Raw genomic sequence first — 20,024 nt, forward strand, 5'->3', positions numbered from 1 at the left:
CCGATCGAATACGCTGATCGCGTAGGTCGCAGCGTGGAGGCAGCGATGGAGAGCAAGAACCCCGTATTCAGCCGGCAGTCCAAGGGTCACCAGGCCTGGGGATCGCCGACCCCCACCCCTGAGCAGCTTCAGGGCATGTACGACAGCCCGTCGTACGCACCCCCCGCGCAGCGGACCATGACGATCGACGACGTGGTGGTGCGCGGTTTCATCACGTTGGGCACGCTGGTCGTCTCCGCGGCGGTGGCCTGGGCGCTCAATCTCGGCACGGCCGCCCTGCTCGTCGGCGTGATCGTCGGCCTGGTGCTCGGCCTGATCGTCTCGTTCAAGCAGAGCACGAACCCGGTGCTGATCCTCGGTTACGCGGTCGCCTACGGCGTGGCCATCGGCGTGATCAGCCACAGGTACAACGACCTGTACAGCGGCATCGTCTTCCAGGCGGTGGTCGGCACGGCGCTGGCCTTCGCGGCCATGCTGACGGTCTACTCGCTGCGCATCATCCGGGTCACGCCCAAGTTCACCAAGTTCGTGGTGGCGGCGGGCCTGGGCCTGATGGGCCTCATGCTCGTCAACTGGGTGGCGACCTTCTTCATCCAGGACGGCATCGGCATCCGCTCCGGTGGTGCCCTGGCCTACGTGTTCAGCATCGCCGCGATCCTGATCGGCTGCTTCTTCCTGCTGCTCGACTTCGACTCGGTCGAGCAGGGCGTGCGGACCGGTGCCCCGGAGAAGTACTCCTGGCTGATGGCCTTCGGCCTGACGGTCACCCTGGTCTGGATCTACCTGGAGATCCTGCGCCTGCTGAGCTACTTCTCCAGCAGCGACTAGCCGGGAGCCGGCGACGTCCGGCCGCGTGACGAAACCCTCGACGGAGAGAGCTCCGGCGGGGGTTTCTTCCTGTGCGGGGTGGGAACGCCCAGAAGCGAGAAGCCGGAACGCACATGAACGAGAAGCGACCGATGAGCGACGAACAATCACCGATGACCAGCTAGTGAGGGCTTGCTATCTGCGGATTCGTGATGCACTGTCGAGCAAAGGAGCCCTATCCGTGGAGGTGCCCATGTCGTTGAACCACTCACTGGAGACGCAGAACAAACTGATCGCAAGAGTCCCGGACATCACCGGACGCGCTCTCCCAGAGTGGTTTCAAGCCATCGACAACGGCCCGTCTTTCCTGCGCTGTGACGAGCGTGCCAACTGGCTCGCCGACGAGCACGGGCTGACCCACGGTTACGCGGCCGCCATCGTGCACGAGCACGAACGCCACCGCCGTAGCCGTTACCTGTAATTCGTCCATCTTCGCGTAGGCCCGCGTCCCGTACGGCGACGCGGGCCTACGTACGCGGAGACCCGCTCTCCGCGGTCGCATGATGGGGTCTGGAGCTCTCGACCTGTCTTCACGGGGCCTACGTACGCGGAGACCCGCTCTCTGCGGTCGCATGATGGTCTGGATCTCGACCTGTCTTCACGGGGCCTTCGTGCGCGGAGACCCGCTCTCCGCGGTCATGATGGGGCCATGGATCTCGACAAGGCACGTAACTTCATCCGCGACAACCATCGCGCGGTCCTGCTGACCTGGCACGCCGACGGCCGGGCGCAGCTGTCACCGGTCACGGTCGGGCTGGATGCCGAGGGGCACGCGATCGTCAGCACCCGGGAGACCGCCGTCAAGGTGCGCAATCTCCGCAGGGACCCCCGGGCTGCGCTCTGTGTGACGACCGACGCCTTCTACGGCGAGTGGATCCAGATCGAGGGCACCGCGACGGTCGTCTCGCTGCCGGAGGCGATGGAGGCGCTGGTGACCTACTATCGCGACATCTCCGGTGAGCACCCCGACTGGGACGACTACCGGGCGGCCATGGAGCGGGACCGGCGGGTGGTGCTGCGGATCGAGCTCACCCGTGCCGGTCCCGACGTCCACGGCTGACTAACCGAGGCGCTCCAGGACCATGGCCATGCCCTGGCCGCCGCCCACGCACATGGTCTCCAGGCCGATCGACCGGTCGTGGAACCGGAGGCTGTTGACCAGGGTGGAGGTGATCCGGGCACCGGTCATGCCGAACGGGTGGCCCACCGCGATGGCGCCGCCGTTGACGTTGAGCCGGTCGAGCTCGATGCCGAGTTCCTGATAGGACGGGATGACCTGGGCGGCGAAGGCCTCGTTGATCTCGACGAGGTCCACGTCGCCGATGGACATGCCCGCCCTGGCCAGGGCCTGCCTGGACGCCTCGACCGGCCCCAGGCCCATGATCTCGGGGGACAGACCGGTCACGCCGGTGGAGACGATCCGGGCGAGGGGGGTGATGCCCAGTTCGGCGGCTCTGGTGTCACTCATCACGATCACCGCCGCGGCGCCGTCGTTCAGCGCGCAGCAGTTGCCGGCGGTGACCGTTCCGTCGGGGCGGAAGACCGGCTTGAGCTGGGAGACCGCCTCGTAGGTGGTGCCCGCGCGCGGACCGTCGTCCTTGCTGACCACAGTCCCGTCGGGCAGGGTGACGGGGGTGATGTCGCTCTCCCAGAAGCCGTTGGCGATCGCCTTCTCGGCCAGGTTCTGGGACCGGACCCCGAACTCGTCCTGCTCCTGACGGGACACGCCCCTCAGGCCGGCGACGTTCTCGGCGGTCTGGCCCATCGCGACGTAGACATCGGGTAGCGCGCCGTCCTCGCGCGGGTCGTGCCAGACCCCGCCACCGCCCGCGGCGGCCGCGGCCGAACGGCCGGCGGCCTCGGCGAACAGCCCGTTCTGCGTGTCGGGCAGCGAGTCGGAGCTGCCCTTGGCGAAGCGGGAGACGCACTCCACACCCGCCGAGACGAACACGTCGCCCTCGCCCGCCCGGATCGCGTGCATGGCCATCCGGGTGGTCTGCAGCGAGGACGAACAATAACGGGTGACGGTGGTGCCGGGCACGCCGTCCAGCCCGAGCAGCGTGGCGACCACGCGGGCCATGTTGAATCCCTGCTCGCCGCCCGGCAGTCCGCAGCCCAGCATCAGGTCGTCGATGCCGGCCGGGTCGAGTTGGGGGACTTTGGCCAGCGCGGCTTTGATCATTTGTGCGGTCAGGTCGTCGGGCCGGATGTCCTTGAGAGACCCCTTGAAGGCGCGTCCGATCGGCGAGCGCGCGGTTGCGACGATGACTGCCTCTGGCATGTGGCCCTCCTGGGTTCGTTCGTCGGTCCTTCTGCGGAGGTTACCGCGCGGTAGCCCAGATGCCACGCCCCGGGGCGGGGTCAAACAGAACTTTGTACGGCATGCACAGGAGTCCCACCCGGCGGCGGGGCTCCTGTCACGGGGCGGAGGCGGATCAGCCGTACATGCCCGGAGAGGTGCCGGTGCCGTCCTTGATCCCGTGCAGGCCGCCCTGCTCGTCGCGCCACGTCCGCCAGCCGTCCTGGCTGCCGGTGAACCAGGCGGGCGGGGCGGTGGAGCCGGTCAGTTTCCTACCGCCGGCCAGGTCGTACTCGCACAGCGAGGCCACCGGGTAGAAACCCGGATTCTGGCCCTTGAGCGCCAGCGGCTTGGGGTCGGTGACGCAGAAGGACCAGCCCCGCTCCTTTTTGATCTCGGTGCTACGGCCGGTGGCCAGGTCGAAGGCGCTGCCGGGCTTGTCGTGCTTGAGGAAGCCGACCTTCTCCATCCGGGCCGGGAAGGCGAGCCACCAGCCCGAGTCGGGGACCTGGGTGGCCGGGATCTGGCCGAGGACCCGGCCGCTCTCGGCGTCCAGCCGGGCGAAGCCGCCGTACTGGCCCTGCTGGTCGACCGGGCGGACCACCGGGGCGAAGCCCGGACTGCCGCTGGGGTAGACCCGCACCACCGACGGGCGAAGCCAGTTGACCCTGCCGTCGGCGAGCCTGACAGAGAAGAGGCCGAAGGCGGACGTCTTCTCCGTCTTGGGGTTGGTGTAGGGGGCGACATAGCCGGTGAGGTTGTCGGCGGTCGCGCCGAACGACCAGCCGCCCGACATGTCCACCCCGACGCCGAGGGCCTGCTCGATGGGCAGGCGCCACCCGGGCTTCCCGGTCTTCAGGTCGTACGACTCCAGGACCGGGTGCTTGGCCAGGCGCAGGAACACGACACGGGAGGCGTCGGACCACTCCACCTCGGCGATGCCGGGGAGCTTCCACATCGGCCTGCCGGTGGTGGGGTCGAGCACGACGACCCGTGCCGTGGCCAGGGCGGTCTGTTCGGACAGGCACACGAACGCCCCGCACTTCTGGGGCCCGAACGTGGAGTGCACCGGGCGGGTCCACTTCTGCGCTCCGGTCCTCGCGTCGCGGGCGATGAGCGTGGCGTTCCACCGGCCTTTCCTGGCGGGGTCGAGCGCCACCGCGACGCTCTGCCCCCCGCCGGTCTCGATGATCGCCGGGGCCGGGATACCCATGCCCGGCAGGCGGCCCGCCATGGTCGCGGGATGGGCCCACAGCTTCCTGCCCGAGGCGAGGTCGAGAGCCACCGTCTCCAGCGTGCCGTCGGGTTTCGCCGAGGTCGTCATGGCGACACCGTCGGCGGCGGCGATGCGGCTGACCGCGTTCACTCCGGGATTGTGCCAGGTGGGGGAGGTCGGCGTGGCCGCTTCGGTGCCGGAGCAGCCGGCCAGGGCCAGGGCTCCGGCGAGCACCAGAACCGGTTTCGCGTGAGTCCGGATGACGGGCATTACACTCCAATGCGGGCGAGGCGTAACGGCTTCGCCGCGGAGGGTAACCGTGTTCAGGCAGCGTCGGACGGCGCTCCGGGCCTCCGGCGGAACATCGTCACCCACCGTCCGTGGGGTCCGGTCGCTCGGCCGGCGACGCGGGTCGCGGAGACCTCGGTGCCGGGTTCCTCCGCGGCCATGGCCGCCGCGAGGTAGATCGACTCACTGCGCTGAGGCCGAGGCTCGGGCCACAGTCCCAGCGCACTGCCTACAGAAGGTAGCACCGCGTAAGCAACCTGTAGATAACCTTGAACAGATGGGTGGTAACGATCCGGTCCGAACATTTCGCCCGGATTTGCGGTGAATTCGTCGCCAAGGAGGTCCGCGAAGGCCACCGTCCGTCCGCCCGCCTCGACCACGGCGACCGTCTGCGCGGCGGCGAGCTGACGGCTCCAGCGCCGGGTCACCCAGCGCAGCGGTTGCGCGATCGGCCGGACCGTGCCGAGGTCGGGGCAGGTGCCCACGACCACCTCGGCCCCGGCCTCACGCAGCCGCCGTACCGCCTTCTGCAGGTGCCGTACGGCCTGCGCCGGTGGGGTCTGGGTGGTGACGTCGTTGGCGCCGATGAAGATGACCGCGATCTCGGGTCCGGCGCCGAGCGCCCGGTCCACCTGCTCGTCCAGTTCGGCGGAGGCGGCCCCCGACCTGCCGACCACGGTCAGCCACACCGGCCGTTCGGCGACGACGGCCAGACTTGAGGCGATCAGCACGCCCGGAGTCTCGGCGGGGTCGGTGGTGCCCAGGCCCACCGAGATGGAGTCGCCGAGCATGACCATCCGGATCGGATCGCCGTCGAAAGCGCCGTAGACCCCGTCGGAAGCGGGCCCCTCCGTGCCGTGCGGGCGGCCGACGATCCAGCGGGCCAGCATGGCCTCGGCCAGCAGCAGGCCGTAGGCGGCCGCGCCCAGCGCGGTGATCCCTCCTCCGCCCACGGCCGCGGCGGCGGCGATGCGCCGGGCGGTCCGTGCCGTTCCAGGTGTCCAGCTCACGTGGCGTTGCTCCCTCAATACGGCGCGGCGGTAGCGTTGCCTTGAGAAACTAACCGGGTCGTGGCCACCCCGGCGGGCCCGGGCATTCAACATAACAAGCTGGCAAAGCTTTGGTATTTCGAGGTGATCACTCGGTGCGCGTACACGACTCGCTCGTAGAGCTGATGGGCAATACCCCACTTATCCGACTGCATAACGTGACGGCGGGCGTGCCGGCTCAGGTGCTGGCCAAAGTGGAGTATTTCAATCCAGGCGGCTCGGTGAAAGACCGAATCGCGGTGCGGATGATCGACGCCGCCGAAAAATCGGGCGCGCTGCGTCCCGGGGGCACGATCGTCGAGCCCACGTCGGGCAACACGGGGGTCGGGCTGGCCATCGTCGCCCAGCAGCGGGGTTACAAGTGCCTGTTCGTCGTGCCCGACAAGGTGGCCCAGGACAAGGTCTCGGTGCTGCGCGCCTACGGGGCCGAGGTCGTGGTCTGCCCGACGGCGGTCTCTCCCGACCACCCGGACTCCTACTACTCGGTCTCCGACCGGCTGGCCAGGGAGACGCCGAACGCCTGGAAGCCGGACCAGTACTCCAACGTCCAGAACCCGGAGAGCCACTACCACTCCACCGGCCCGGAGATCTGGGAGCAGACCGAGGGCCGCATCACCCACTTCGTGGCGGGTGTCGGCACGGGCGGCACGATCAGCGGTACCGGCCGTTACCTCAAGGAGGTCTCCGGCGGCCGAGTCAAGATCATCGGCGCTGACCCGGAGGGTTCGGTCTACTCCGGCGGCACCGGGCGGCCGTATCTGGTGGAGGGCGTCGGCGAGGACATCTGGCCGGCCACCTACGACACCACGATCTGCGACGAGATCATCGCGGTCTCCGACAAGGACTCCTTCGGCATGACCCGGCGCCTGGCCCGCGAGGAGGCGCTGCTGGTGGGCGGTTCCTGCGGGATGGCGACCGTCGCGGCGCTGCGGGTGGCCGCCCAGGCCGGTCCGGACGGCGTGGTCGTGGTGCTGCTGCCCGACGGCGGCCGGGGCTACCTGTCGAAGATCTTCAATGACGAGTGGATGGCCGACTACGGGTTCCTGAACACCTCCAGCGACGAGGGCCTGGTCAGGGACGTGCTGGTCCGCAAGACCTCCGGCATGCCGGAGTTCGTGCACACCCACCCGCACGAGTCGGTGGACACGGCCATCTCCATCATGCGGGAGTACGGCGTGTCGCAGCTTCCGGTGATGAAGGAGGAGCCGCCGGTCATGGCCGCCGAGGTGGTCGGTTCGATCGTGGAGCGCGACCTGCTCGACGCCCTCTACCGGGGCCGGGTGCGGCCGAACGACCCGCTGGCCGGCCACATGTCCCAGCCGCTGCCCACCATCGGCGCGGGCGAGCCGGTCTCCATCGCGGTCGAGGCACTGGAGAAGGCCGACGCCGCCGTCGTCCTTGAGGACGGCAAGCCCGTCGGGCTGCTCACTCGCCAGGACCTGCTCGCCTTCCTCGCCAATCACTGAACCTCTCCGGTCGGCAGGCAGGTAAGACGATGTCGGCGCCGATGAGGCTTGGAGGCCGGTGTCGTAGGTCCCGTTCCGAGTCCAGACGGCGATGATGCCGGTGGCCTCGGTGAACGCCTCATCGGCATACTGGCTTGACATAATCGAGCAAAAGTGCCTTGACCGTTTGGTCCCTATCTGTCATGATCTCGACTGAAATGAGGCGGTGGGTTTACTGCCACCCCGCCGGTCGGTTTTGTGAGTTATTTCTGTACAAAACCGAATCTGGAAGGCGCAGGAAAACGAGGGAATGCCATGAAGGAAGAAAACGAGAAGAAGAAGATCGAAATTAAGATCAGGAAGCTTGAGAAGATCGAGACCACCATTAATCGTGGCGGGGCCAGCGGCTGATCCACGTGAATATGGAGCCGACCAGACTTTCGTCTGGTCGGCTCCACTTTTAAGTGTGCGGAAACAGGAGAGATGCGTTGCGCATTCCTAAAATGAAGCGCGTTCACCAGCCGTTCACGCTCCCGGGGGGCCGTATCATCATCGGCCTGTCGCAATTCGGGGTGGCCTCCGAGATAGCCGACGACGAAGACGGCAGCATCGCCAAGCTTCTGACCCTTCTGGACGGCACCCGGACCATCGATGAGATCTGCGCCGACTTCGCGACGACCCACCCCGATGTGGACGACGACAACGTGCGCGAGGTCATCAGCGATCTCATCGAGAGCGGCTTCGTCGAGGATGCCGGAGCACCGATGCCGGCGAATCTCACCGGGCGGGAGGCCGCCCGCCACGAGTCGGCGCGGCATTTCTTCAGCTGGATCGATACGTCCCCGCGTACGTCGCCGTATGAGGTCCAGTCCAGGATCAAGGGCGCCAGGGTCAGCTTGCTCGGCGTGGGCGGCACCGGGTCAGCGGTCGCGTCAGGGCTGGTGGCGAGCGGCATCGGGGCGCTCCACCTTGCGGACTTCGACAGCGTCGAGGAGTCGAACCTGACCCGTCAGCTCCTGTACGCCGAAGAGGATCTGGGCAAGCCCAAGATCAGCCAGGCGATGGCCCGGCTGCGGGCGATGAACGGTTCGGTCCAGGTCAGCGGAAGCGAGACCAAGGTAACGGGTCCGGATGATGTCGCGGAGCTGATGGCCGGATGCGACATGTTCGTCCTCTGCGCGGACGAGCCGCACCCGGAGATAGTCGAGTGGACCAACGAAGCGGCGCTGCGGACCGACACCCCGTGGTTCATGAGCCTGTACACCGGGCCGATGGTCGTCGTAGGTTCTTTCGTTCCCCATGACACGGGCTGCTGGACCTGCCTGGACCGGCAGGAGGACAGGCGCAAGGAAAAGGAGCTCGAGCGGCTGCTGACCGAGGCTCGGCCGAACGCGGTGATCGCGGCCAGCGCGAACATCAGCGGCCACCTGTGTGCGCTGGAGGTGCTGTACCACCTTGGCGGCCTGCCGGCGCAGACGCGCGGCAGGGTTTTCCACTGGAATCTCGCTGTCTGGGATCACCAGTATCACATCGACGTCCCGCGGGACGACGAGTGCCCGTCCTGCGGCCCGGAGACGCGGTGAGCGCTCAGGCGGCCGAGATCGGCGCCGACAGCATCGTACGGTTTCACCACCTCGTGCTCCGTCCCGACGACGACGACCCGGACGCGATCATCGTTGGCAGGCCCGACCTCGGCGAGTTCGTTGAGTTGCCGTCGGTATGCGGGGAGGTGATCCGGCTGCTCGGCGAGGGGCGGCGGGTCCGAGACGTCGAAGCCACCATCGCCGCCGAGCATGACGTCGAGTTGGATACAGCCGGATTCGTGGAGTCTCTGGTCGATCTCGCCTTCGTGTCCGATGTCGATGGACGGCCCCTGTCCACCCCGGATTCCGAAGTCCCGGGCGGCCACTTCGGCCGCTTGACTGAGCGACATGTCCGATGGGTCTTCGCGAAGCCGACAAAGCTGCTCTGGCTCGCCGTCGTCGGAGCGGCGTTGCTGACGGTCTTCACGCACGCCGATCTTTTTCCCCGGCACCAGGACTTCTTCTGGAGCGACTACGTCGGGCTTTCGGTACTGGTCAATACGGCCTTCTTCTCCGTCTTCGCCACCATCCACGAGATGATGCATCTTGCGGCTGCTCGGTCGCTCGGCGCGCCCGCTCGAATAGGGTTCAGCACCAGACTGCATTACCTTGTCGTGCAGACGGACGTCACCGCGATTTGGGGCGTGCCCCGGCGTCAGCGGTACCGCGTGTACTTGGCTGGTATGGTCTGCGATGTTTTTCTCATCGCGACGATGCTCCTTCTGGTCGCGTATCTACCTATGTCAGATATGACCGTGGCGATACTCCGGGCGTTCACGTTGACCGCTCTCCTGAGCCTGCCTCTCCAAGCCCAGATCTACATGCGTACCGACCTCTATTTCGTGCTACGCGACCTGCTCCATTGCAAGGACCTTTTCGGTGACGGCCTCGGCTACGTCCGCTATCTGCTCGTCAGGGCGACCAATCCGATTCGAAGGCATCGGGGATCGCCGGCGGTCGATCCCACCAGCGATCTGGCCACCCGCGAGCGGCGCGCTGTCAGAATTTATGCGGTCGCTCTTGGTCTGGGGAGCGCCATTGCGCTGACCGTTTTCGCGTTCTATGGTGCCCCGATCATCATAAGTGTGCTGGCTCACTCGCTCGCTGCGATATGGGGCGGATTCCATGGCGCTTCCGTCCTCACCGCGATCGACGCCGCGCTGCTCGTTTTGGTCGAAGGCGGGATTCAAGTGCTGTTTCTGGCGATGTTCGTCCGGGGGCATCGCCACTGGTTCCGCGTAGGTCGTTTGAAATGACCATGGTCATAGAGCGGATCGGATCCCCACGCACGCCGCGATCATCATGGCGAGAAGTGACATAAAGATCAACTTATGAAGCAGGCCTTAGAAGATCACTGAAGATCCGCCGTGAATCGGCCGAGCGGGCCAGCCGCCGCCGGAAGTAGGTCAGCAGCGACAGGAAGGTCAGACGAGAAACTCCGCCAGCACCTCCCAGACGCCTTCCGGGGTGGGTCCGGCGACGAGTCGCCCGCCGAGCGCCTCGACGCGCTCGGCCATGCCCACCAGGCCGAACCCGCCTCCCAGACGGGAGACCCTGATGTCGGCCGCGGAACCGTGATTGCGCACGCGCAGCCGTACCGCGCTCCTCGTCGGGCCTGGCCGGCCGCGCGCGTCCCGGTCGCCGTTCGAGGCCCACCCGTCGTGGTCGCCGACCAGCCTGAGGTCCGCCTCCACCCATCCGGCGCCCGGGGCATGCCGGCGGACGTTGGTCAGTGACTCCTGCAGGACCCGGTGCAGGGTGGTCATCACCTCCGGCGTCAGAGTCTCGTCGGTGACGCCCTGGCCGATCTCGAAGGCGACCCGGGGGCCGCCGGCGGAGAAACGCTCCACCATGACCCGCATGTCCATGAGCCTGGTGCCGGGAGACCGGGCGGCATCGTCCTCGGCCCGCAGCACGCTCACCAGACGGCGCATCGAGGTCAGCGCGTCGGCGCCGGCGCCCGCGATCGCCTCCAGCGAAGGGACCACCGCCTCCGGCCGCCGTTCGGCGACGACCCTGGCCGCCTGGGCCTGGACGACGATCCCGGTGATGTGGTGGGCGACCAGGTCGTGCAGCTCCCTGGCGAGTTCCAGGCGTTCGGCCCGCCGTACCGAGCTCACCGCCTCCTTGCGGCGCTCCAGCTGGAAACGGAGGTAGGCGCCGATCGCGGCGGCGACCGACCAGCCGAAGAGGACGAGGAAGCCGGTGGCGAGGGAGGTGCCGGTCTGGGTGACGCGTCCCGCCGCGGCCTCCAGCACGATCATCGCCGCCGCGGAGAACAGCGCGGCGCGTCTGATCGGCTCGATCCAGCGCAGCCCACCGATCGTCAGGATCAGCAGCGACCCCGTCTCGGCCAGTCCCGGCATTCCCGTGGCGCCGGTGATCTCGATGATCAGCGTGCAGGTGAACGAGAGCGCCAGCAGGACGGCGAACCCGCTGACCCGCCGGGTGCGGCGCCACAGTACGGCCAGCACGCCGGCGGCGCCGCACAGCGACCTCAGCCACATCGTCCAGTCACCGCCCGGCGCCACCGCGAGGTCGATCAGGAGCAACAGGGAGAGCCAGCCGATGAGGGTGAACTCGCTGAGCCGCTGGATCCAGTAGACGACGCGATGTGTATCTCCCACGGCACCGAGCCTAGGCCTGATGGCCGACCTGACATATCAGTCGTTCGGCCGATCGGACCGCCTCCGCACCGGTCTCTCGCCCCCGGTCCGCGATCGGGGACTCGGGAGCGGACTCCGGTAGCGTGGGCCGTATGAGTGAAGGATTTGAGACGCTCGCCATCCACGCAGGTCAGGAGCCCGACCCTCACACCGGGGCCGTTGTTCCGCCGATCTACGCGGTGTCGACGTACAAGCAGGACGGCGTGGGCGGGCTGCGCGCCGGATATGAGTACAGCCGGTCGGCCAACCCGACCAGAACCGCGCTGGAGGAGGCCATGGCCGCCGTCGAGGGCGGTGTCCGGGGTCTGGCCTTCGCCTCCGGCCTCGCGGCCGAGGACGCCGTGCTCCGTACGGTGTGCAAGCCGGATGATCACGTCATCATCCCGAACGACGCCTACGGCGGCACCTACCGGCTGTTCTCCAAGGTCCACTCGCGCTGGGGCCTGCACTACGACCCCGCGCCGCTGGGGAGCCTGAACGCGGTGGCGTCGGCCATGACCCAGAAGACGAGGGTCGTCTGGGTCGAGACGCCCACCAACCCGCTGCTCGGCATCGCGGATATCGCGGCGCTGGCCGAGCTCGCGCACGACAACGGCGCGCTGCTGGTGGTCGACAACACCTTCGCCTCGCCCTATCTCCAGCAGCCGCTGTCGCTGGGCGCGGACATCGTGGTGCACTCCACTACCAAGTATGTCGGCGGCCACTCCGACGTGGTCGGCGGTGCGCTCGTCACGGCCGACGCCGGTCTGGGGGCGGAGCTCGCCTTCCACCAGAACGCGATGGGCGCGGTGGCGGGGCCGTTCGACGCGTGGCTGACGTTGCGCGGCCTCAAGACCCTGGGCGTGCGGATGGACCGCCACTGTGACAACGCCGAGCGGGTGGTGGACCTCCTGCTCGCCCACCCGAAGGTGACCTCGGTCCTCTACCCGGGGCTGCCCGAGCACCCCGGCCACGAGGTCGCGGCCAAGCAGATGAAGCGCTTCGGGGGCATGGTCTCCTTCCGGGTGGCCGGCGGGGAGGCGGAGGCGGTCGAGATCTGCAACCGGGCCAAACTGTTCACGCTGGGTGAGTCGCTCGGCGGGGTCGAGTCGCTGATCGAGCACCCCGGGCGCATGACGCACGCCTCCGCCGCGGGTTCGCCGCTGGAGGTCCCCGGCGACCTGGTCCGGCTGTCTGTCGGCATCGAGTCGATCGACGACCTTCTCCTGGACCTGAGCCAGGCGCTGGGGTAGAGCCGGTCGTCCGCCGCCGGCCTCGGTGAGCGGTCAAGGTCAGGCCGGGTTGCCCCAGACCATCAGCACCAGGATGACCAGCCAGATCAGGACCACGATGCCGGAGAGCGTGGCGATCCGTCCGGTCTGCAGCTTCGCGTCGTCGTCCGGGTTCTCGTTGCCGAGGACTCGGATGGCGGTGAGCTGGTCGCGGTCGACGATGACCAGCAGCACCGCGGTGACGATGAAGAGCGTCATGGAGATCGACAGGTAGGGCCTGCCCAGGAACTCGCGGCCCAGCAACAGGCCGAAGAGGAACACGCCGATCGCCGCGATGGCGTAGACGCGCGTGGTCTTGTGCAGGTAGCGCAGGACGTTGACATCCTTTTTGCGGATGAACCGGGGCGTGGACATGATGGCCGCGGTGACCGGTCCAAGAGTGAAGATCGCGAAACCGATGTGCAACCAGAGCAGCAGGTCTGTCATGCGCCAGACATTAGTCTTCACCGGCCTCACCGTGTAGGACGGCTCGGCCCTCTTCCGCTGTCGAGTGGCCCGGAGCCGGCCCCTGACCGGTCCGTGGGGAAACGCCCCGCGTACCACCGCGGGTGCAGGAGACGACAAACAGCTCGTAGCAGATGCAGGTGACGAGCATCAGCACCACGAGGATCATCGCGATCATTCGATCACCTCGCCTGATCGTCGACGGCAACGCCATCGATGAGAAAGACGACCGGGGCGGAGGAGTGGTTGTCACGAAGGCATCACATTACGGATGTCCGGGATTCCGGTGGCCGCGCGATGGTAGATCTTCGCATTTCGGCCCTGAGCATACCGGTGGAGTGAGTAGGATCACTGGCGGGCTCGTTTCCGTGTGATGGGGCTGTCGGCGGTGATGCCGCGGTCGTGCCGGGCGAGCGGTGAACCAGGTCGTGCACGACGGCACAAGGGAGTGCCCCTGTGGGTGGGAAACATGTCGAGCCGTACACCGAGGAGTGGCTGAGGCAGCCGGCTCTCTACGTGAGCCGTGTCGTCGAGGCGCTGGGCGCCGAGGCCGCCGACTGGTGGGAGGGTCCCTGCGACCCGCGCACCGTCACGGTCCTCCTGAACGGCGGCGACGCGCTGGTATGGGACGAGGAGAGCGGTTGGCGCCGCGGCCGTTACGTGTCCGGCGGCCGTGACACCTGCACCGTGCTCGCCGACGCCCGCTACCTCGGCGGTGGCCTGCTGCTCCGCCCGGAGCGGGTCCCCTCCGCCGTCGCCGACGCCCGGGCGGGCGTCGGCAACAGCACGGCCTGGCGGCCCTGCTACCGCTCCTACCGTCACTACCGCGACGGCTTCGACGGTGCACTCGGCGGTTACCTCGGCTACGTCGACGCGTGAGCGGTGCGGCCGCGGTCAGCGCGCGCGTCCGGTGCGCGCGTCCCCGGCCGGTCCGGTCGGCATGGTGCGCGGGTCCGCGGCCGGGAGGTCCGCGGTCAGCGTGATCGGGAGTTCGCGGTCAGCGTGACCGGCGGGTTCGCAGGAAGTCGCTGACGACATACTCGCCCAGCCGGTCGGCGCCGGAGGAGAACACCCGGCCGCCGTTGCGCCGGGCGACCTCGTTCACGAACTCCTTCAGCCGCTCGTCCTCGGCGAGCATGAACACGTTGAGCGTCGCCCGGCGCCGGGTCATCTTGTCCACCTCGGCCAGTGTCAGCTCCAGCGTCTCCTGGGTGGGCGGCCACTCGAAGGCCGCGGAACCGTTGCGCCGCAGGTGTGCGGTCGGCTCACCGTCGGTGACCACGAGCACGACCGGCTCGAAGTCGGGGTGGCGGTCCAGGTGGCGGCCCGCGATCAGCAGGGCGTGGTGCAGGTTCGTGCCCTGGACCATGTCCCATTCCAGCCCGGCGAGCTCGTCGGGCGCGAGGACGCGGGCGTAGTTGGAGAAGCCGATGATCTGCACCGAGTCCTGCGGGAACTTCGAGCTGACCAGTGCCTGCAGGGCCATCGAGGTCTGCTTGGCCGCCGCCCAGGTGCCCCGCAGGGCCATCGAGTAGGACAGGTCCACCAGCAGGCACACCGCCGCGGCCGTGCGCCTCTCGGTCTCGGCCACCTCGAAGTCGTCGACCGACAGGGCGACCGCGCCGGTGCCGCCGCCGCGCCGTACGCCGTTGACCACCGTGCGCACCACGTCGATGGGCTGTTCGTCGCCGAACCTCCAGGGCCGGGAGGCGCCGGTGAGCTCTCCGGCGGCACCCGCGTCCACCTGGTCGTGGTCCCCGCGGCGGCCCGATTCGAGCGAGGCGAAGACACGGCGCAGGGCGGTCTCGCCGAGACGGCGGACGGCCTTGGGGGTGAGTTCCAGCTTGCCGCGCTGGCGGCGGAGGTAGCCCTGCTGCTCCAGCTCACGCTCGATCTGCCGGAGCGCGTTCAGGTCGTCGACGGCCGAGCGGCCCAGCGCGCGGCGGATCGCCCCCTCGTCGATGTCGTCCAGCCGGGCACCGGGGTAGTCCTGGCGGAGCGCGGCCTCCAACTGGGTCAGGTCGGCCAGCTCGTCCAGCGCGGACACCGCGTCGCCCATCCCCATCGGGTCGTCGCCGGTCAGCCGCTCCGGGGTGTTCCAGGAGAGGTCGGGGCGGCGGGCCTGGAGCGACTCGCCCAGGCGGCGCATCTGCTCCTCCATCCCGGCCGCCGACAGCGTCTGGTTGATCAGCGCGTTGAGCTCCTCGCGCTGGCCGGGGGTGAGCGAGGCGAGCAGCCGCTGGGTGGCGGCGGCCCGGCGCGCGAGGGTGTCGACCAGCTCCTCCAGATTCCGCGGAGATTCCGGGAACATGTCTCCATATTTCGACATGAACTGGTTGAAATCATCCTGAGTGTGTTCGCCCCGCGCATCCCGGTCGAGCATCTCGTTCAGCTCGGACATCATCTCCCGGACCCGTTCCATGGCGGCGGGGTCGGGATCGGCCAGAGCTTGCTTCATGCCGCGGAACTGGCTGTCGAGCACCTCTCTGCGCAGCAGGTCGCGCAGCTCCTCGAAGGTCCGCCGGGCAGCGGCCGAGCGCCACTCGTAGGAGCTCAGCTCCTGGATCGCGCTCGCGGTGTCCTGCGGGAGGCCGTCGAGCTCCGAAAGACGCATTCGCGTCTCCTCGTCCGACGGATCGGGACCGTGCTCGCCCGGGGGAGGTCCCCCGGCACCCCCCATGAGCTCGTTCCGTTCCTGGTCGAGCGCCGTCTCCAGTAGGGCCCTGGCCCGCTCCAGCGTTCCGTCCAGCCGCCCCCGCTCGCGAAGCTCGCGCCGGCGCCGCCGTACCTCACGGAGCAGGTCGTCCAGCCCGCGCCGGTTCTCCGCGCCCGGCAGGCCCTGCTTGAGCAGATCGCGCAGGGCGTGACCGGGATTGGAGCCGGACAGGACGGCGTCGCCCATCTGGTCGAGCGCCGAACGGACGTCGTACGGCGGGGCGAGCGGGTCGGGCCCGTCCCGGTATTCGCCATAGCGATAGCTCATGCTGACACCTCAGGTGCGGTAGACCGACGTGCCGTCCACCTCGTCCTTGGACAGGCGGCGCAGGAGGTAGAGGCCCTCCAGTGCGAACTCCAGCGCGGCGGCGGCGTGCCCGGGGGACTCGTCGCCGATGCCGAGCCTCGACATGATCTTGGCCAGACCGGGCACCGGGCCGACCCTGCGCAGCAGCTCGGCGGCGGGGACCATGGCCCCCGACTCGACCTGGACGCCCTCGGAGAACCTCTCCAGCAGCGGTGCCAGGTCCGCGCCCCCGAGGGAGCCCCGGAACGTCTCAGCCGTGGCCCGGCGGAGCAGGTGGGCCAGGACCTCGGTCTCCCGGCCCTCCTCGCTGACCTCGAACTCCACCTTGCCGCGCAGGGTGTGCACGATGCCCGGCAGGTCGGCCACCCGGGTGACCGCGTGCTCCTCACCGGTCAGGGCCGCACGCCGTACGGCGGAGGCCGCCGCGGTCTCGGCCGCGGCGATGGAGAAGCGGGCCGACACCCCGGACCGGGCGTCCACCGCGGTCGACTCGCGGACCAGCCGGGTGAAGCGGGCGATCACCTCGACGAGGTGGTCGGGCAGATCGGCGCCCACCTCGTCGAGCGCCGCCTCCTGGCGGATGAGCGTGAGCTCGGCCTCGATGGAGAGCGGGTAGTGGGTGCGGATCTCGGCGCCGAAGCGGTCCTTCAGCGGGGTGATGATCCGGCCGCGGTTGGTGTAGTCCTCGGGGTTGGCGCTGGCGATCAGCAGGATGTCCAAGGGGAGCCGCAGGTTGTAGCCCCGGACCTGGATGTCGCGCTCCTCCAGCACGTTGAGCAGCGACACCTGGATCCGCTCGGCCAGGTCGGGCAGCTCGTTGACGGAGAAGACGCCCCGGTTGCTCCGCGGGACCAGGCCGTAGTGGACGGTCTCCGGATCGCCGAGCGTGCGTCCTTCTGCGATCTTGATCGGGTCGATGTCGCCGATCAGGTCGCCGACGGAGGTGTCGGGGGTGGCGAGCTTCTCGCCGTACCGATCGTCGCGGTGCTTCCAGGAGATCGGCAGGTCCTCGCCCGTCTCGTCCGCCAGGCGGCGGCAACGGACACACGAGGGTGCGTAGGGATGGTCGTTGATCTCGCAGCCGTCGACGACCGGGGTCCACTCGTCGAGCAGACCGGTGACGGTGCGGATGAGCCGGGTCTTGCCCTGGCCGCGCTCGCCCAGCAGGACCAGGTCGTGCCCGGCGAGCAGGGCTCGTTCCAGATGGGGCAGGACGGTGTCGTCGAAGCCCACGATGCCGGGGAACCGCGGCTCGCCGGCCCGGAGACGGGCCAGCAGATTCTCGCGGATCTCGGCCTTTACCGCACGGTGGATATGGCCGCTCGCGCGAAGATCGCGCAGAGTACGTGGCTCTGGGATATGAGGCACGGGATCGAGCCTACGTCCCTGAGGCCGGAACCGGCACTCTTATCCAGGTTTCGGATCCTGACCATTGCGTGACGGTCCATGTGCGTGCTTGTCCCCGCAGTGGGGACAATCGCTCCAGGGCAAGGTTTCGGACAAGAAGGGGAGGCGAGGCGAGTGGCGCTCTTGACGGGTCGTTTCGCCGATGGGCTCGCGGTGGGATCCGACCTGATCACCACCGCCGAGACCGCGACGCGCCAGGCCCTGTCCGGCCTTGCCGGACCGCCTGACCTGGTCTGTTTCTTCATCTGCGGGGACGACCCCGACGAGGTCTCCCGTGCGGGACTGCGCGTGATGAAGATGGCCCCCGACTCCGCGGTGATCGGCTGCAGCGCCACCGGGGTGATCGGCGACGGCCAGGGAGTCGAGATCAGCCCCGCGGTGAGCGTCTGGGCCGCCACCCTGGACGGCGCCCGGCTGACGACCTTCGCACTGGACACCCTGCGAACCGATGACCGTTTCGTGGTCGTCGGCCTGCCGGAGCGCAGTTCCGACGACCACGCGGCCATCCTGTTCGTCGATCCCTACAGTTTCCCCACCGAGGGCTTCGTCGAGCGCTCCCAGGAGGTGCTGGGCGACCTGCCGCTGATCGGCGGGCTGGCCAACGCGATCCAGGGCCGGGGCGCGGTGCGGCTGTTCGCCGACGGGGAGGTCCACACCGAGGGGGCCGTCGGCGTGCTGCTCAGCGGTCCCGTCAACATCAGCACCGTGGTCAGCCAGGGGTGCCGTCCGATCGGCCCGACGATGGCCGTCACCGCCGTCGAGGACAACCTGCTTCTCGAACTCGCCGGCCAGCCCGCGCTGGCCCGGCTGGAGGAGATCGTCAGCGCGCTGGACGAGGACGACCGGGACCTGGTCGCCTCGGGGCTGCAGATCGGCGTCGCCATGAACGAGTACGCCGAACGGCACGAACGCGGTGACTTCCTGATCCGGGGGGTGCTCGGCATCGACCCCGAGCGGGAGGCCGTGGCCATCGGCGACGTCGTCGAGATCGGCCGGACCGTCCGCTTCCAGGTCCGCGACGCCGCCACCGCCGACGAGGACCTCTACGAGCTGCTCGACGCCCACCGCGAGGAGTTCGGCCGGGTGGACGGCGCCCTGCTGTTCTCCTGCAACGGCCGGGGTTCGGCGATGTTCGGCAGTGCCGACCACGACGCGGTCGCGGTGCGCGACACACTGGGCCCTATCAGCGTGGCCGGCTTCTTCGCGGCCGGTGAGGTCGGCCCGGTCGCCGGACAGAACCACGTGCACGGTTTCACCGCCTCGGTCCTGGTCTTCTCCACCCACCCGGGCGCCGATCACACCTATGATCAATAAATGTCCGGATTGGTGCTTGCTGTCGATATCGGCGGGACAAAGTTCGCGGTCGCCCTGGTGGATCCGGACGGAAACGTCCGAGCGGCCCGCCGGGCGGCGACCCCACCGGGCGGCGACGCGCAGACCCTGTGGAAGGCGCTCGGCGAGCTGACCGACTCCCTGCTGGACGGCGCGGTGGCCGACGGTGTCGCGGACCGTACGGCCGGCGGCGTGGTCGACGGCGTGGGGATCGGCTGCGGCGGTCCGATGACCTGGCCCGAGGGGGCCGTCTCACCCCTGAACATGCCGGGATGGCGTGGCTTCCCGCTGCGGGCGAGGCTCGCCGAGCGGTTCCCCGGGGTGCCGGTGCGCATCCACAACGACGCCGTTTGCCTGGCCGTCGCCGAACACTGGCTGGGCGCGGGACGCGGCAGTGCCAACATGCTCGGCATGGTCGTCTCCACGGGGGTGGGCGGCGGGCTGATCCTGGGCGACCGCCTGATCGACGGCGGCAGCGGGAACGCCGGGCACATCGGGCACGTCGTGGTCGACCCCGACGGGCCCGCCTGCGGCTGCGGTGGCCGTGGCTGCCTGGAGGCGGTCGCCCGGGGACCGGGTCTGGCCGCCTGGGCACTGGAGCAGGGCTGGCAACCGGGAGCCGCCGGGGCCGTGCCGTCCGGCGGTGACGCCCGGCTCTTCCGCGGTGGGATCGGACGTTCCGGTGAGGAGGCGGAGTCCTCCGGGGGCGGGACCAGCCGTGCCGGTAAGGCTGCTGTGGATCCGGGCGCCGAGCCCGCCTACGCCGAGGCGACGGCGGCCAGCGGGCGGCAGCTCGCCCTGGACGCCGAGGCGGGCGACCCGATCGCCCTCGCCGCGATGGACCGCGCCGGCCGGGCCCTGGGCCTGGCCATCGCCTCGGCCGTCAACCTCTGCGACCTGGACGTCGTCACCATCGGAGGCGGCCTCTCCCAGGCCGGGCCGCTGCTGTTCGATCCGCTGGAGGCGACGCTGCGGGAGCACACCCGGATGGCGTTCGCCCAGCGGGTCCGGGTCGTCCCGGCCTCCCTGGGCCAGGACGCCGGCCTGGCCGGTGCCGCCGCCCTCATCCTCGCCGCCGACCGCTATTGGTCCCGTTGAGCCTCCGCACGGCCTTTGACCGCTGTGCCTGGCCGTA

General features: G+C 69.0%; 17 protein-coding genes. 10 read left to right on the plus strand and 7 right to left on the minus strand.

Features of this window, described 5'->3' with window-relative positions; all coding sequences use genetic code 11:
- Positions 1-45 precede the first annotated feature (45 nt).
- The 3 genes from OHA77_RS25370 (at position 46) to OHA77_RS25380 (ending at position 1,927) form a co-directional block, all read left to right on the plus strand.
- On the plus strand, positions 46-828 hold the full coding sequence (locus OHA77_RS25370; protein WP_406311978.1) for a Bax inhibitor-1/YccA family protein: 783 nt from the start codon (positions 46-48) through the stop codon (positions 826-828).
- A gap of 232 nt (positions 829-1,060) precedes the next feature.
- Positions 1,061-1,288, plus strand: coding sequence for a DUF4287 domain-containing protein (locus OHA77_RS25375; RefSeq protein ID WP_326826927.1), 228 nt, complete (start codon positions 1,061-1,063; stop codon positions 1,286-1,288).
- Positions 1,289-1,516: 228 nt separating this feature from the next.
- Positions 1,517-1,927, plus strand: a complete 411-nt coding sequence (locus OHA77_RS25380) for a PPOX class F420-dependent oxidoreductase (protein WP_406311979.1) — start codon at positions 1,517-1,519, stop codon at positions 1,925-1,927.
- Here OHA77_RS25380 and OHA77_RS25385 read toward each other — a convergent pair whose 3' ends face one another.
- The 3 genes from OHA77_RS25385 to OHA77_RS25395 all read right to left on the minus strand — a co-directional run bounded on the left by OHA77_RS25385 (position 1,928) and on the right by OHA77_RS25395 (position 5,680).
- The gene (locus OHA77_RS25385) at positions 1,928-3,148 is read right to left on the minus strand and encodes an acetyl-CoA C-acetyltransferase (RefSeq protein ID WP_406311980.1); all 1,221 of its coding nucleotides are present in this window, start codon (positions 3,146-3,148) and stop codon (positions 1,928-1,930) included. It lies immediately after the preceding gene.
- 154 nt (positions 3,149-3,302) lie between these two features.
- The gene (locus tag OHA77_RS25390; RefSeq protein WP_406311981.1) at positions 3,303-4,652 is read right to left on the minus strand and encodes a PQQ-binding-like beta-propeller repeat protein; all 1,350 of its coding nucleotides are present in this window, start codon (positions 4,650-4,652) and stop codon (positions 3,303-3,305) included.
- Between the two features lie 53 nt (positions 4,653-4,705).
- Positions 4,706-5,680, minus strand: a complete 975-nt coding sequence (locus OHA77_RS25395) for an SGNH/GDSL hydrolase family protein (protein WP_406311982.1) — start codon at positions 5,678-5,680, stop codon at positions 4,706-4,708.
- A gap of 134 nt (positions 5,681-5,814) precedes the next feature.
- Between OHA77_RS25395 and OHA77_RS25400 the strand changes: the two genes are divergently transcribed.
- The 3 genes from OHA77_RS25400 to OHA77_RS25410 all read left to right on the plus strand — a co-directional run bounded on the left by OHA77_RS25400 (position 5,815) and on the right by OHA77_RS25410 (position 10,003).
- Entirely contained in the window at positions 5,815-7,185 is a 1,371-nt protein-coding gene (locus OHA77_RS25400) for a cystathionine beta-synthase (RefSeq protein WP_326825722.1), read from the plus strand.
- Between the two features lie 482 nt (positions 7,186-7,667).
- A complete protein-coding gene (locus tag OHA77_RS25405) occupies positions 7,668-8,747 on the plus strand; it encodes a TOMM precursor leader peptide-binding protein (RefSeq protein ID WP_406311983.1) in 1,080 nt (359 codons plus the stop codon).
- On the plus strand, positions 8,744-10,003 hold the full coding sequence (locus tag OHA77_RS25410; protein WP_406311984.1) for a hypothetical protein: 1,260 nt from the start codon (positions 8,744-8,746) through the stop codon (positions 10,001-10,003). The genes OHA77_RS25405 and OHA77_RS25410 overlap by 4 nt, the downstream gene beginning before the upstream one ends.
- Positions 10,004-10,171: 168 nt before the next feature.
- Here the strand turns inward: OHA77_RS25410 and OHA77_RS25415 are convergent, their stop codons facing one another.
- Complete coding sequence (locus OHA77_RS25415) at positions 10,172-11,374, minus strand: sensor histidine kinase (protein ID WP_406311985.1); 1,203 nt, start codon at positions 11,372-11,374, stop codon at positions 10,172-10,174.
- Positions 11,375-11,505: 131 nt separating this feature from the next.
- Between OHA77_RS25415 and OHA77_RS25420 the strand changes: the two genes are divergently transcribed.
- Positions 11,506-12,645, plus strand: a complete 1,140-nt coding sequence (locus OHA77_RS25420; protein ID WP_326825720.1) for a cystathionine gamma-synthase — start codon at positions 11,506-11,508, stop codon at positions 12,643-12,645.
- Positions 12,646-12,684: 39 nt separating this feature from the next.
- On the opposite strand, the gene OHA77_RS25425 is transcribed toward OHA77_RS25420, so the two are convergent.
- Positions 12,685-13,110 carry a hypothetical protein gene (locus tag OHA77_RS25425; RefSeq protein WP_326825719.1) on the minus strand — a complete coding sequence of 142 codons (426 nt, stop codon included), beginning with the start codon at positions 13,108-13,110 and terminating at the stop codon, positions 12,685-12,687.
- A gap of 474 nt (positions 13,111-13,584) precedes the next feature.
- Here OHA77_RS25425 and OHA77_RS25430 point away from each other — a divergent pair, with 474 nt between their 5' ends.
- Complete coding sequence (locus tag OHA77_RS25430; protein ID WP_326825717.1) at positions 13,585-14,007, plus strand: DUF6292 family protein; 423 nt, start codon at positions 13,585-13,587, stop codon at positions 14,005-14,007.
- 118 nt (positions 14,008-14,125) lie between these two features.
- Here OHA77_RS25430 and OHA77_RS25435 read toward each other — a convergent pair whose 3' ends face one another.
- Both OHA77_RS25435 and OHA77_RS25440 read right to left on the minus strand, forming a co-directional pair.
- Positions 14,126-16,111, minus strand: a complete 1,986-nt coding sequence (locus tag OHA77_RS25435) for a vWA domain-containing protein (RefSeq protein ID WP_406311986.1) — start codon at positions 16,109-16,111, stop codon at positions 14,126-14,128.
- 9 nt (positions 16,112-16,120) lie between these two features.
- Positions 16,121-17,518: a sigma 54-interacting transcriptional regulator gene (locus OHA77_RS25440; RefSeq protein WP_406311987.1), complete on the minus strand. Its 1,398-nt coding sequence runs from the start codon at positions 17,516-17,518 to the stop codon at positions 16,121-16,123.
- A gap of 153 nt (positions 17,519-17,671) precedes the next feature.
- Between OHA77_RS25440 and OHA77_RS25445 the strand changes: the two genes are divergently transcribed.
- Both OHA77_RS25445 and OHA77_RS25450 read left to right on the plus strand, forming a co-directional pair.
- Positions 17,672-18,871: an FIST N-terminal domain-containing protein gene (locus OHA77_RS25445; RefSeq protein WP_406311988.1), complete on the plus strand. Its 1,200-nt coding sequence runs from the start codon at positions 17,672-17,674 to the stop codon at positions 18,869-18,871.
- Positions 18,872-19,987: an ROK family protein gene (locus OHA77_RS25450; protein WP_406311989.1), complete on the plus strand. Its 1,116-nt coding sequence runs from the start codon at positions 18,872-18,874 to the stop codon at positions 19,985-19,987.
- Positions 19,988-20,024: the final 37 nt, after the last annotated feature.

The organism is Streptosporangium sp. NBC_01639, from assembly GCF_045209755.1.
GTDB lineage: Bacteria > Actinomycetota > Actinomycetes > Streptosporangiales > Streptosporangiaceae > Streptosporangium.

Bases quoted from the DNA above. Each gene is read 5' to 3' on its own strand.
- OHA77_RS25375 (WP_326826927.1), top strand. From the start codon at position 1,061: ATGTCGTTGAACCACTCACTGGAGACGCAGAACAAACTGATCGCAAGA.
- OHA77_RS25390 (WP_406311981.1), bottom strand. From the start codon at position 4,652: ATGCCCGTCATCCGGACTCACGCGAAACCGGTTCTGGTGCTCGCCGGA.
- OHA77_RS25385 (WP_406311980.1), bottom strand. From the start codon at position 3,148: ATGCCAGAGGCAGTCATCGTCGCAACCGCGCGCTCGCCGATCGGACGC.
- OHA77_RS25425 (WP_326825719.1), bottom strand. From the start codon at position 13,110: ATGACAGACCTGCTGCTCTGGTTGCACATCGGTTTCGCGATCTTCACT.
- OHA77_RS25450 (WP_406311989.1), top strand. From the start codon at position 18,872: ATGTCCGGATTGGTGCTTGCTGTCGATATCGGCGGGACAAAGTTCGCG.
- OHA77_RS25370 (WP_406311978.1), top strand. From the start codon at position 46: ATGGAGAGCAAGAACCCCGTATTCAGCCGGCAGTCCAAGGGTCACCAG.
- OHA77_RS25435 (WP_406311986.1), bottom strand. From the start codon at position 16,111: ATGAGCTATCGCTATGGCGAATACCGGGACGGGCCCGACCCGCTCGCC.
- OHA77_RS25420 (WP_326825720.1), top strand. From the start codon at position 11,506: ATGAGTGAAGGATTTGAGACGCTCGCCATCCACGCAGGTCAGGAGCCC.
- OHA77_RS25380 (WP_406311979.1), top strand. From the start codon at position 1,517: ATGGATCTCGACAAGGCACGTAACTTCATCCGCGACAACCATCGCGCG.
- OHA77_RS25405 (WP_406311983.1), top strand. From the start codon at position 7,668: ATGAAGCGCGTTCACCAGCCGTTCACGCTCCCGGGGGGCCGTATCATC.